Source organism: Clostridium sp. KNHs205, assembly GCF_000702945.1.
Classification (GTDB): domain Bacteria; phylum Bacillota; class Clostridia; order Lachnospirales; family Lachnospiraceae; genus Anaerocolumna.
Map to the genome: position 1 here is coordinate 1,073,310 of NZ_JNLE01000005.1, position 12,316 is coordinate 1,085,625.

The 12,316-nt window shown below is 35.8% G+C and carries 13 protein-coding genes and 1 tRNA gene; 5 read left to right on the top strand and 9 right to left on the bottom strand.

Annotated elements, in window-relative coordinates:
* Nucleotides 1-259: 259 nt before the first annotated feature.
* Nucleotides 260-754 carry a hypothetical protein gene (locus BR73_RS0124215; RefSeq protein ID WP_033168366.1) on the bottom strand — a complete coding sequence of 165 codons (495 nt, stop codon included), beginning with the start codon at nt 752-754 and terminating at the stop codon, nt 260-262.
* A 105-nt stretch (nt 755-859) separates the two neighbouring features.
* A complete protein-coding gene (locus BR73_RS0124220; RefSeq protein ID WP_033168367.1) occupies nt 860-1,186 on the bottom strand; it encodes a hypothetical protein in 327 nt (108 codons plus the stop codon).
* 222 nt (nt 1,187-1,408) lie between these two features.
* Here BR73_RS0124220 and BR73_RS28950 point away from each other — a divergent pair, with 222 nt between their 5' ends.
* Together BR73_RS28950 and BR73_RS0124230 are read left to right on the top strand one after the other, a co-directional pair.
* Nucleotides 1,409-2,317: a helix-turn-helix domain-containing protein gene (locus BR73_RS28950; RefSeq protein WP_156034931.1), complete on the top strand. Its 909-nt coding sequence runs from the start codon at nt 1,409-1,411 to the stop codon at nt 2,315-2,317.
* Nucleotides 2,318-2,333: 16 nt separating this feature from the next.
* Complete coding sequence (locus BR73_RS0124230) at nt 2,334-3,035, top strand: ImmA/IrrE family metallo-endopeptidase (RefSeq protein ID WP_033168931.1); 702 nt, start codon at nt 2,334-2,336, stop codon at nt 3,033-3,035.
* Nucleotides 3,036-3,159: 124 nt separating this feature from the next.
* Here BR73_RS0124230 and BR73_RS0124235 read toward each other — a convergent pair whose 3' ends face one another.
* Entirely contained in the window at nt 3,160-4,110 is a 951-nt protein-coding gene (locus BR73_RS0124235; RefSeq protein WP_033168368.1) for a sigma-70 family RNA polymerase sigma factor, read from the bottom strand.
* 438 nt (nt 4,111-4,548) lie between these two features.
* On the opposite strand from BR73_RS0124235, the gene BR73_RS27935 reads away from it, so the two are divergent.
* Nucleotides 4,549-5,175 carry a helix-turn-helix transcriptional regulator gene (locus BR73_RS27935; RefSeq protein WP_051685551.1) on the top strand — a complete coding sequence of 209 codons (627 nt, stop codon included), beginning with the start codon at nt 4,549-4,551 and terminating at the stop codon, nt 5,173-5,175.
* A 55-nt stretch (nt 5,176-5,230) separates the two neighbouring features.
* Here BR73_RS27935 and BR73_RS0124245 read toward each other — a convergent pair whose 3' ends face one another.
* Complete coding sequence (locus BR73_RS0124245; RefSeq protein WP_033168369.1) at nt 5,231-5,920, bottom strand: ABC transporter ATP-binding protein; 690 nt, start codon at nt 5,918-5,920, stop codon at nt 5,231-5,233.
* A gap of 19 nt (nt 5,921-5,939) precedes the next feature.
* On the bottom strand, nt 5,940-7,106 hold the full coding sequence (locus BR73_RS0124250; RefSeq protein WP_033168370.1) for an FtsX-like permease family protein: 1,167 nt from the start codon (nt 7,104-7,106) through the stop codon (nt 5,940-5,942).
* A gap of 699 nt (nt 7,107-7,805) precedes the next feature.
* Here BR73_RS0124250 and BR73_RS0124255 point away from each other — a divergent pair.
* The gene (locus BR73_RS0124255; RefSeq protein ID WP_033168371.1) at nt 7,806-8,177 is read left to right on the top strand and encodes a PH domain-containing protein; all 372 of its coding nucleotides are present in this window, start codon (nt 7,806-7,808) and stop codon (nt 8,175-8,177) included.
* An 821-nt stretch (nt 8,178-8,998) separates the two neighbouring features.
* Here BR73_RS0124255 and BR73_RS0124260 read toward each other — a convergent pair.
* From BR73_RS0124260 to BR73_RS0124270, 3 genes are all read right to left on the bottom strand, one after another.
* Nucleotides 8,999-9,071, bottom strand: a tRNA-Thr gene (locus BR73_RS0124260).
* A gap of 10 nt (nt 9,072-9,081) precedes the next feature.
* A complete protein-coding gene (gene sigH, locus BR73_RS0124265) occupies nt 9,082-9,714 on the bottom strand; it encodes an RNA polymerase sporulation sigma factor SigH (RefSeq protein WP_033168372.1) in 633 nt (210 codons plus the stop codon).
* A 264-nt stretch (nt 9,715-9,978) separates the two neighbouring features.
* A complete protein-coding gene (locus BR73_RS0124270; protein WP_033168373.1) occupies nt 9,979-10,248 on the bottom strand; it encodes a CD3324 family protein in 270 nt (89 codons plus the stop codon).
* 318 nt (nt 10,249-10,566) lie between these two features.
* On the opposite strand from BR73_RS0124270, the gene BR73_RS0124275 reads away from it, so the two are divergent.
* Nucleotides 10,567-11,385, top strand: coding sequence for an EcsC family protein (locus BR73_RS0124275; RefSeq protein ID WP_033168374.1), 819 nt, complete (start codon nt 10,567-10,569; stop codon nt 11,383-11,385).
* A 108-nt stretch (nt 11,386-11,493) separates the two neighbouring features.
* Here the strand turns inward: BR73_RS0124275 and rlmB are convergent, their stop codons facing one another.
* Nucleotides 11,494-12,234: a 23S rRNA (guanosine(2251)-2'-O)-methyltransferase RlmB gene (gene rlmB, locus BR73_RS0124280; RefSeq protein WP_033168375.1), complete on the bottom strand. Its 741-nt coding sequence runs from the start codon at nt 12,232-12,234 to the stop codon at nt 11,494-11,496.
* Nucleotides 12,235-12,316: the final 82 nt, after the last annotated feature.

Sequence of the window (12,316 nt, forward strand, 5' to 3'; positions counted from 1 at the left end):
GTTATTCCCGCTCTCCGGGTATTGGGATCTGGCCGTTATACTCCGGCGGAGTTTTGATAGTTTTACGTCATTCCGGACAAAAGCAATACTTAATCTGCCTTCCAGCATCAGGGTGTCAGGAGCCAGCTGCTGCAATAGAAAGAAAGCACTCAACTGCTGAAGGCAGCTAAGTGCTTTATTGTTCAACTCTATTCCCTTATACTTTAATATTAACACATTTCTTATGTCCGGTTAATTTCGTCTTTATTTCATATTTGTTTCAGATGAGTTCCAATCCCTCTATCCCAAACAATAATACACTGACTTCTATGGTTATTTCATTTATCCAACGGCTTATAGAAGCTTTACTGGAACTATAAATCAATGCCGCATCATCATAGTTCATCTCGTCTAATATACAGCTTTCAAATGCTTCATACTTTTCTTGCAGCCCTTTTTTTTCATAATCTTCCTTTATAACTGCCAGCGCATTATCTATATGTGTCACCACAATCAAGCTTCTCATCTTACTTCTTTTAATGCTTTCCACATATAGCTCATCTGTCTTCGACTGATAATGGTTGAACTTATCATACTTTGTTATATCAGTCATTCCTGCCTCAACACTTTTTTTCAATTTACAGTAGTTCTTTAGTAATAACTTCGTGTTATGTAGAGCTTTCCTGTTTCTCTCAGTCCTCTGTTCTATACTGTATTCTTTAATAGCTTTTCTTATAGCTCCTTCAATAAAATCATCTGTCACTTGTATGTTCACCCAAACACTCCTCTCCAACAGGTATAGATAGCACCTGTTTTCAAACCAGACTTCTCTGTAATACTTCTTTTTCCTGTCTATCTGCAAATATTAGCTTTTATTCCTTTATCTTAAAATATTCTCTGTACACTTTGAACATATGGTATACCCATTTATTTCAACCAGCCCTTCTGTTTCAGAACACAGTATACAGCCAATATCCCGTTTATAGACTTCCACGTTTACCGTATTATTCACCCATGGAGCCCCCTTCCCAGTGATATTATTACGGCTTTTATCAGAATCAACCGGTTCGCCATACTTAACATATCTATTTAACCCTTCTAACGATATTCTTATATCTCTCCCCTTTAACACTGAAGCTTTCCTTATCTCAATAGGAATAATTATCCTGCTGGATTGGCTTTGTCTACTTTCCCTTAACATATCCATCGTAAATTACCATTCCCCCTTAATTGATATTATAATTTTTATTTTTCTAATTTTAGTTTGACACAACTTCGAATTTCCTATATAATATAGGTAATAGTTCATTCGCTATATTTCGTCAATTAATTAGAATATCCTAAGTACATGTTTTAATTATATATAGCATATCCTAAGTTGTCAAGTCTGTAATTAGATTTTCCTAATTTTATTGAAAGAGGTATTATTATGTATGAAATTTATGAGCTTTTATTAAGTGAAAAGGGTTGCAGGACTGCAGATGTAGCAAGAGAAACCGGAATTAACCAGACCGTGTTCTCAGAGTGGAAAAAGGGTAAAAGCACTCCTAAATCTGACAAGATGCAGAAGATTGCGGATTTTTTTAATGTGCCTTTAGAATACCTTCTGGGTAAAAATGGTATCGTTACCTGTCAGGAATGTGGTATGATGTATTATGCCTCAGATATAACCGAGTGCCGTACTCACGATGAATTTCATAGAAAATACTTGCTGGCATCAAGATTTTATGGTGACTTTTATCCATTACCAGTAATCGAAAACGAAAAGAACAAATACCTTAATCTAGCTTCTAATTACGATAATACCTTTGAGACCAGAGTAAATGCCTGGATAGAAGTGATACGAGCTTATTTTTCACGAAGCCTTTCCGGATGGAATTACGAACTGGAACACCCTACCTTTGATAACTATGCCGCTATGTTACTAAATACCAAAACCTTAGAGGACAGAATCAATGACACGGCAGTTTATACACGACTTGTAAGGATGTATGGTAAACAGAAGGGACTGGAGGAAGGAAAGACAAATTTTCTTGTGCCCCAGGCTGCCAGACTGCACTCTCCCTCCTCAAACGAAAATTCAGAAGATGAGAATATGCTGCTAAAGGAATTCAGTAAACTGAATGAAAAAGGAAAAAGCGTAGCCGTTAATCGTGTGACTGAGCTTACATATATACCTCAGTACACGGATAATGACCCCAGTATACCCAAAAAGAAAGAACGATACGTTCCAACAGAAGAGGATATTCGTTCCCTGGTTGCCAGAAATGGTAAGAAGATGACCAGAGAGGAAGCCATAGAGTTTATAACTGAAATGTATTCCGATGACGATGAATAATCAAAAAGGTGGTTCTATGGATTACAACATAATAAAATTAACAACCTTAGAGGTATTTCAAAAATGTAATATAAAGTCATTTCCAATCGACTGTACTGAAGTTTTGGAAGCATACGGCATGAAGGTTGAACCTTACTCTGCACAGAAACCAAGAAAATACGAAAAATGTATGTCTTTCAGCAAAGATGCCTTTACCTTAAAGAAAACCGTATATTACAACGATGCTCAACTACCAGGCAGAATATACTTTTCACTTGCCCATGAGATTGCTCACATTGCTTTAAAGCACTCAGAACCCAGGACTCCTATGCATGAAAAAGAAGCTGACACTTTCGCAAGTTACTTTATAGCTCCCAGAATCGCCATACATTATGCTGCTTGCAAAAACTATGTACATGTAGCAAAACTATTCGACATTTCCTTTGAAGCTGCACATTATGCATTTAATGATTACAGAAGATGGCACAGAAAATCGATCCATACTTTAGATGCACTGGATAAAACCATCTATAATCATTTTTATAATAAGGAGTATAACGGATTTGTTTACCGTATTGCTAACTGTCATTTTTGTGGGCAGGAGTTATATAATACGGAGGAACCACATTGTAAAAAATGTGAAAAGCTTTTTCATAGCTCTAATCACTATTCCTCTTATTCTGTCCATAATGATGATTTTCTGATTGCTGAATCAAACTGGCTATATGGAGAACATTAGCAAAAGAGGTGTTATAATATACCTGCCTAAGGCAGAATTATAACACCTCTTTTTTAACGCCTAACTCATGTTTCATCGATACAAGGGATTCATACCATTCCTGCATTGTGCTGCTAATAAGAAATTACTTAAGCTTAATATGCTGTTCCGACACCCATCCTCTTTGTTTCGCATAGTTCAATTCTTTTTCATCTAAACCTTCATAATGCCCCCATTTACATAATCTTTTGATTTTCTCTTCGGTAAAGGGCTTATTCTCATCCCATAAGCCTGTTTGAACAGCTAATCGTCTTATCTGTGCATTGCGTTTTATTAATTTAAGACTGTAATCTATGGACTGTTTTACAGCAGTTCTGCTTATATTGTAGTATTTGCCAATGTCCTCCATGTTCATGTTATCTATATACTTCATTCTGAGCAGCTGCATCTTCTTTTCATCCATAAGAATTTTATCAATTATAATCCATAATTCATCCTTTAGCTGCTGATTGGACACCTTTTCCACAACTTCAGTTTCTACATCAGCCTCGCCAGGTACTGTTTCAGAATAGCTTATATCCTCATCATCTCCATCAGCTACCACTCTATCCAGGCTGCTGACTTTATTTCTATACATAAATCTTTGAAGCTGTTCTACCTCTTTGACTGACATTAACAGCGTCGAGGCAAACTCCTCTTTGGTTGGCTGCCTGTTTAAATTATACATATAATGAGAAGATAGCTGATTATACCGATGAATTTTCTCCTGGGTATGAACCGGTACGCGAATAAACTGCCCACTGTCTTCCAGAAACCTTTTAATCGCTTGTCTTATCCAGAAAGGTGCATAAGACATGAATAAAACACCTTGTGTGACATCGTATTTCTCTACTGCTTTTATCAGGCCGAAATAAGCCTCATGCATCAACTCCTCTAATTCTATTATTGCGACGCAGCCATAGCTAGCTTTGCAGGCATAGCTATACTTTTTAACAATTGAAAATATGATACCTTGATTCATTCTATATAGTTTACTCATATTTCCGGTAACATCCTCGCCTTTCTTTATGAGCTCAATCAATTCTTCATTACTCATTCAATCAACCCCTTTTTCTTTTTTATGAATTGTAGATATTTTGCTTTCGTAAGTACAATAACTTATTTGTAATCTGACAGATGAATCAGCTTTTACTTCATGCTATATATATTAGTACATTGATCAGAGTACTCTTACTTGCCGCAAAAAAAGTTTCCTATGAAGAAACTTTTATAGTAAAATTTTTTCTATTCTGGATCCATTAACAAGACTGCTTATCTATGCTTTTAAAGTATACAATTCTTTTACTATTACTTTTTTCATAACTCACGTTAATACTTTAATTTTTATGTATATCCAAATAGATTTCGTTTCCTTATAAGAAACATTATAGCTTCAATATTTTCCACTGTCAAGAAACATTTAATAAAATATTTTAAATTTTGTTGCTTAATTAGAAATTTATGATATACTATAAAGAATATGGAGGTGCGTAACATGGGATTAAAAGAAAATTTAAAAGCCAAAAGAATTGAGTTAGATCTTACTTTGGAAGAGGTTGCAAGCAAAGTCGGTATCGGACGTTCTACGCTGCACAAATATGAAAATGGTACTATCCCTAATATTCCATCTGAAAGAATCGAGAGTCTTGCAGCGGCTTTAGGCACCACTCCCGCCAGATTAATGGGGTGGGATACCACAGAAGATACCATTATTTCCAAGGAATTACTAATGTCAAAAGAAGCTCTTGCTTCCATTAAGAATTTTTCAACCAATGTTGATTCCAAAACAGGTATTACTATGATGGATATTTTTAATAAATTAATATCGGATATAGAATTTATGAAATCTATTGACCTGCTCCTTACCTTTAAAACCAGAACCGAGAATGAGTGGGAGGAAATGGAGGCTGCTTTTTATAAACTAAGCAGTGAAGAAAAGCATAAATTAAAGGTTGATACATTAAAAGATTTTAGTTTAGATCGAATTATGGAGCGTATGCGTACTGCAGTGATGAATACAATAAATGCCGATATAAAAGGTTATTATAATATTAAAACCGAAGAGGAAGAGCTAAAAATCAGTATCCGCCAAGGTAATACTTCCATATTTCATGAAGGTTGAGCTTCTCAATGAGTCATGAAAGCACATAACAGAAACCTGACCGATACGAACAGGTTCAAATCCTGTTCGTATCGGTTACAATTCTGCCATCCTTTATCTCAATAATACGATCTGTTTTCTCTGCTATTCTGTTGTCGTGGGTGATAATAACAAAGGTGGTTCCTTTTTCTCCATTGATTTTGCGAAGAAGTTCATATATTGTCTCTGCAGAATCCGAATCCAGGTTACCGGTTGGCTCATCAGCAAGAATAATCTCCGGAGAATTCATCAGGGCCCTTGCAATTGCAGTTCTCTGCTGTTGTCCGCCGGACATTTTGGAGGAAGGATTGTTGATAACATCTTTAAGCCCAACCAGCTCCAGATACTCCTCCGCCTCACTCCTTCTTTTTTTCCCTCCCTTTCCATACTGTATCTCATAGGGCATCAGTACATTTTCCAGAGCAGTGAATTCAGGCAGCAGATAATGAAACTGAAAAATAAAGCCGATGGTCCTGTTACGAATTTCGGCCAGTTGGTCAGCCGGCAGCTTATTGATTTTAAGACCATTTACATGAATCTCACCAGAAGTAGGTTGGTCCAGGGTTCCCATAATATTAAGAAGAGTCGTTTTACCGCTTCCTGACTGTCCAATAATCGAATTAAAGGACCCTTTTTCTATATTTAAGTTAATATCATAAAGTACCTGGTTCTGGATTTCTGAGCCGTATATTTTATTAATATTTTTTAATTCCATAACATACTTCATCTTTTACCTCCTGGTTTCATTAATTATTGCGTATAATATCTACCGGATTTAGTCTGGCTGATTTTACTGCCGGCAGCAAGGAAGCCGCTACGGAGGACAGCAATGCCACCAATACAGATATACTAATAAATCCTTTGTTTAGATATAATGCAACGATTGGGGTACCATCAGGATTTAATGCAAAGGTACTAAATCCATAAGATAAGCCGAGACCAAGAACAATTCCAAACGCTGCCCCGAAGCCTCCAAGAATAATCCCCTGTGAGAGAAAAACATAACACGCCATCCGGTTTTTCATACCCATGGCCTTTAAAATGCCTATCTGCTTTGATTTCTGCAATACCGATATAGCAAGAACACTGGCTATTCCAAGCACAACAGATATAAGTACGAATATCTGTATCATATAACTTGATATACTCTGACCTTTCAATCCGCTTAGCAGCTGCTCATTCTGTTCCTTCCAGTTCGTTATGGTAACATCCCTTCCTTGTAAGGCAGTACTTATGCTATTACCTATGATATCTGCCGAAAATACCGATGAATCCTTCACCTGAATTTCTACAGAAGTAATTTTTCCGTCTTCTTTGAATATATCCTGAGAAGTCTCAAGATTTGTAATTGCCCAAGTCGTATTAATAGATTTCACCTTCAAATCATAAAAGCCTTTAATCGTCAGTGTAACCAGTTCTTTCTCCGGTGTAATGACGCTGATATCCTCTCCGGTATGAAGGTCATATTTATCCTTTATATCCGTTCCAAGAATAACTTCATTTCTTCCTACAGGCATACTTCCCTCTACCAGTTGCTTTTTTAGATCATAGATTTCATCTGCACTTGTTAAATCAAAGCCTCTTAAAAGCAATGATGCAGCATCCTCTTCTCTATCAAGAAAAACCGGATGATCAGAGACAGGAGAAATGGTAGTAATATCCTTATCCGCCGATTGTATCAATTTAATAATTTCATCATAATTATTTAATTTTTTATCTGCTGCATCCGCTGTAACGGTTATCTGTGATGCATTCCCAATTGTCTTATCCACCAGACTTTTTTGGAGTCCCTGAATAAGAGAACCGATAAATATCTGTACCGAAACACCTATGGAGATGCCTAAAATTATCAGTATAGTCTGCCCTATGTTTGATTTTAGAAATCTAGCACCTATTTTAAAACCAAGTCTCATTTATCAGCCACCTCATCACTACATATTTTTGATTTATATTACAGTCAGCATCACAACTTAATCCAGTATGATTCATTATCTGAAAAGTCATATCTGTTAGTTGTAAATTTTTAATATTAATATAACACAACTCATCATATCTTTCAATATAATTTGAATCAATTTAATTGTATTTAATTATTTATAGAGGGTAAATACTTCATGATGTATTATAATTATAACACTTGCCACCATTGACAAATTGTTCTATATATTTCATACTGTAAGTAAATCATTTCACAGGATGTTACGAAAAACATTTGTGAATTTTCTTTTTCTTGCATTAGCATTGAAGGATAATAGCATCTTTTTAACAGCCCAGGATTCATTACTAATAGAATAAAGTATTATCTTTAGTCAAGGTAAAGCTATACGTTAGAGTTACTCCTCTTTTAAAAGAATTAAGTAATTTAAAAGGTCCGAAAAGATAAGTTTTTTTAATCTCTTGTGCAAACCTACCACAACATAATATTAGCAGATTGAGTGTATTTATTGATTGAATGGGAATATTCAATATTATGCTTATATGACCTCAACTTGTAGTAAGAAATTAAAAAAAATCATATCCGCAAGTGACAGTATCATGTGCCAGGAACTGATTATAACAAAATATGAAACTCAAATGAGTTCATAATAAATAATACATAGGAGGATTTTGTAATGGATGTACAAAATACGTTATTATGGACATTTACAACAAAATGTCCGGTACCAGGTGACATTAACAATATGTTGATTGAGGGGGAAGAGGCTTTGCACGCTTACAAAACAATTAGAGATGTAGCTGTTTTTACGAACAAGCGACTAATTGTTAGGGATGCTCAAGGTCTTAGCGGAAAAAAAGTTGAAGTATATAGTTTGCCTTACTCTTCAATTGTTATGTATTCCACTGAGAATGCAGGGAAACTATTTGATATAAATGCAGAAGTTGAATTATGGACAAAAGCAGGACATATAAAAGTAAACCTAAATAAAGGTGTTGATATCAGAGAATTTGATAAAATTATAGCCAATGCAATATTAAAGTATTAACAATCCGTCCTGGCAACAATAGGACAGCTAAAAGATATAATATTATGGAATATGCTGAGTTTAAAAACACAACGTGATAAAAATAGCAGGAAGTAAGAAATAATAAATTCATTGGACATAATAATATGCTTATAAAGGCAGCCGGTAGGACGGTCATGCCATCCGTTTCGAGTCTTGGGAAAGGGGTGGTGCTTATGTACATTACATATGGTGATTTATTTACATTTGTAATTATGCTTGTAGCTATCATTACACTCGTTAGATAAAACAAGCACAAAAAATAGCCGTCCTGCTCTCTGGTAAAGGTTAGGACGACTACTTTGTACTGATTAAATTATTCTTTTGCCGGAATGGATAGGTGCCTCTATCCCCCGGCTGTCTTGATAAGCATATTATAAACCACATTTGAATGTGGTGTCAATTATATTATTATATTTATAACATTAACCATTAATATATCCACACCTTATCAAACATTCAAGGATATTATCCACAGATATAATGCAACCGTTGAGGATAATTCCTTAAAACGCCCTGACATACCTCTATTGGATTAAAGCATACCAGTGCCCTGTATATATTTCGGAAGATATTGCTATAAGAACAGTATCTGCAAGACTTGAGCATGCACAAACCAGTACCACAATGAACATATATACCCACAGCTTAAAGGAATCAGATAGAAAGGCCGCAGATAAGCTATTTCAGTAAAATTGAAACTGTTATAAAATAGTCACAAAATTATAAAAGGCACCCATTAATGGATGCCTTTTAACTTTCTAAAACCGTTCAAACCCTTGAATTTACCAGGTTTTCTAGAGAGCTCCCGACGAGACTTGAACTCGAGACCTTTACCTTACCAAGGTAACGCTCTACCGACTGAGCTACGGGGGCAGTTATTTATTCAATACAAATCCTTCAAAACTGTATTCAGCTTCAAACGGATTCGTTGCAATGCATTATCAATTGACTTTGGTTCTTTCTTTAATTTGTCTGCTATCTGAAGGTAAGAATAATCATGCAAATATAAATCCAAAACGGTTTTTTCAAACTGACTTAAATGCCTTACGAGTTCATATTCTAACATACTTGTACTCTCTTTGTCAATAACTAATTCTTCAGGATTTGAAATTTTATTTTGACTCATGACATCGGCCAGGGTTTCTTTCTCATCCTGATCTGCATTCTCACTGTAGGCAGGTGCGTATAACGAGACATAGGTATTCAAAGGAATGTTTTTCTTTCGATTGGAGGCTTTGATTGCGGTGTAAATCTGTCTGGAGATACAAAGGTCAGCAAAGCTGTAAAAGGTACTGTCTTTATCCGTATCATAATCTCTGATGGCCTTATAGAGGCCTATCATACCCTCCTGTATCAAATCCTCTTTATCCCCGCCAATTAAAAAAAGCGCCTTCGCTTTGTTTTTCACCAGACTTTTATATTTGGTGAGCATAAAGTCCATTGCATAGGAATCCCCGCCATGAATCATAGAAATGATTTCATCGTCACTCAACTGATCCCATATCTTATCAGGCATTTTGTCTTAACCTCCCCTGGTCTGTTTGAAAATGTCTATAATGATTGCTATTTTACAATCAGTGTAGCACAGGCCTTAGGAAATAGCAACCAGATAACACTAAAAGAAAGGTACTGCCTAATTGCTTAAGCAATACCTCTCCTACTCCTTAGAGTCTAAACACCTCTAATTTGTTGATCAATATAACCATCCCCTTTCCTGTTGGAATCGACCGGTCAACTGTATTATCTCATAGTTTTCCTCTGTAAACCAGGGTAAGAATGATTATATCTGATTTCTCTTATATATGATTTTTCTGATGGTATCTTCACTCAGATGATATTCTTCCGACAAATTCTTAACCGGTTCTCCCTGTCTGAATAAACAGGTTATTTCTTCATTTCTCTTATCAATCCATTCACGGGTGCCACTAATGCATCCCCACTGTGCCTTGCTGCTTCGTTTTGGAATATAAACAAGACATCCTTCAGCGTATTGCTGTACTTCCTTTAACAGTTGGTCCGGCAATACATCTGCTCCTTTTTTGTAATTCAATCAGCATTACCTCCGTTATTACATTACTCTCAACGCTACGAAATACTAAGCTTTTCATGTATAGCCACCTCCTTGATTTTTGTATTTTATATTAATAATTATCAGTATATCATAGGATTTGGAGAATTTCCAGTTTTTTATTCTTTTATTTGATCAAATGAATATAATTGAAGTTATTAAACCGCTATTATTTTATTTTATAAAACAGAAAAATTAATAATATATTAGAATTTAACAGAAAGTATTTATATATTATCTTTATTATCATATAATGGATTATTAGAAACCCAGACCGTAACAAATAGAAAGGATAAGCCTATGAAGCATTTATTAGAGGAGCAGATTAAAGAAATTAATAAAAAAGAAGAACTTTTCTTACAAGGTAAGGATAACACCTATTTGAATCAGAAAATAAATCCTCTCCTTGATAAGGTTCGGGATAAAATACCCGCAAATTTAAAGAGTACTTTGGATAAAGCTTTTTTTAAAGCCTTTGAACTGATCTACGAAAAAGGAATTGATGTTATTGAAAAGACCTATAACAAAAACAGCATACTGGTGGATTACGACATTAACAATCAGGCTGTCAACAAGAAATTGACCAAAAAGCATATCAAAGATCTGGATAACCCTTCTCTTATTTCCAGTCGTTTTAATTCCGCCTTCTCTGTTGTTGAGGGAAGTGTTCTTGGATTGTTTGGCATCGGCCTTCCGGATATACCGGTATTTCTGGGCCTTATTATTAAATCAATAAACGAAATCTCCTTAAGTTATGGTTTTTCCAATGATAAGGAGGAAGAGAAAGCCTATCTGCTGCTTTTAATTCAAGCCTCCCTGCTAAAAGGTAAAGAACAAAGAGAATTAAATATGCGTATCGACCAGCTGGCTTATGATATTGAAAACGGAACCGTTCCAGCTATCAATATAAAAAAGGAAATGAAAGCTGCCTCCTCCTGCTTCTCAGAGGCTCTCCTGACAGCCAAATTCATTCAGGGAACTCCCATTGTAGGAGCAATAGGCGGCGTTATCAATCATAGTTATATCAAGAAAATAACCGCATATAGTCAGATAAAATACAAGAAACGCTATCTGCTTAAGAAAGTCAATGAACAGTATGCCAATACTATAACAGACTAAGGAATATATCCTCGATGCTTCTTTACCCTTTAAATACCCACCCTTCAACCAAAAATCTCCTTAAAAAGCTCGTCTTAAGCTCTTTAAGGAGATTTTGTATTAATTTATTTATGCCATTCTTTGTCGTACAATTTCATAAGAGAGAATTCCCATTGCAACAGACGCATTCAGGGAATCGATATTTCCAAACATCGGAATCTTTGCCAGGTAATCACACTTTTCCTTTACCAGTCTTCCGACTCCTTCTCCTTCACTGCCGATAACAAGTCCGATTGGCCCTTTCAGATTCTGTTTGTACATTACTTCACCTTCCATATCCGCACATACGAACCAGAGCCCCTGTTCCTTTAACTCTTCTATGGTGGCTACAAGATTTGTTACTTTCGCTACGGGTGTATAATTGATTGCACCTGCTGAAGTTTTGGCAACCGTGGCTGTAAGTCCTACTGCTCTTCTCTTGGGGATTATAATACCATGAGCCCCTGCCTGATTAGCAGTACGTATAATTGCACCCAGGTTATGGGGATCTTCTATTCCATCCAGGAGGATTATAAAAGGAGGCTCACCTTTTTCCTTAGCGGCATTTAAAATATCCTCAATCTCTGCATATTCATAAGCTGCAGCATAAGCGATGACACCCTGATGCTTTCCGGTCTCTGAAAGCTGGTCAAGTCTTTCTTTTTTTACATAGTTTATAATCGTGTCACCTTTTTTTGCTTCTCTTAAGATGGACTTTACAGGCCCATCCTGACAGCCATCCAATATAAACAGCCTGTCTATGGTTTTTCCGGCACGAAATGCCTCTATTACAGCATTACGGCCTTCAATGGTAAGTTCCTCGTATCTCATGAATTCCTCTTCTTTTCTTATATTTATTTAAACTACACTCAGGGGGATATTTTAAACCACCGCTTCATGTTTATAAACAGCT

Bases quoted from the DNA above. Each gene is read 5' to 3' on its own strand.
- BR73_RS0124245 (WP_033168369.1), bottom strand. From the start codon at position 5,920: ATGAAGTATGTTATGGAATTAAAAAATATTAATAAAATATACGGCTCA.
- BR73_RS0124230 (WP_033168931.1), top strand. From the start codon at position 2,334: ATGGATTACAACATAATAAAATTAACAACCTTAGAGGTATTTCAAAAA.
- BR73_RS0124235 (WP_033168368.1), bottom strand. From the start codon at position 4,110: ATGAGTAATGAAGAATTGATTGAGCTCATAAAGAAAGGCGAGGATGTT.
- sigH (WP_033168372.1), bottom strand. From the start codon at position 9,714: ATGCCTGATAAGATATGGGATCAGTTGAGTGACGATGAAATCATTTCT.
- BR73_RS28950 (WP_156034931.1), top strand. From the start codon at position 1,409: ATGTATGAAATTTATGAGCTTTTATTAAGTGAAAAGGGTTGCAGGACT.
- BR73_RS0124255 (WP_033168371.1), top strand. From the start codon at position 7,806: ATGGATGTACAAAATACGTTATTATGGACATTTACAACAAAATGTCCG.
- BR73_RS0124250 (WP_033168370.1), bottom strand. From the start codon at position 7,106: ATGAGACTTGGTTTTAAAATAGGTGCTAGATTTCTAAAATCAAACATA.
- rlmB (WP_033168375.1), bottom strand. From the start codon at position 12,234: ATGAGATACGAGGAACTTACCATTGAAGGCCGTAATGCTGTAATAGAG.
- BR73_RS27935 (WP_051685551.1), top strand. From the start codon at position 4,549: ATGGGATTAAAAGAAAATTTAAAAGCCAAAAGAATTGAGTTAGATCTT.
- BR73_RS0124275 (WP_033168374.1), top strand. From the start codon at position 10,567: ATGAAGCATTTATTAGAGGAGCAGATTAAAGAAATTAATAAAAAAGAA.
- BR73_RS0124220 (WP_033168367.1), bottom strand. From the start codon at position 1,186: ATGGATATGTTAAGGGAAAGTAGACAAAGCCAATCCAGCAGGATAATT.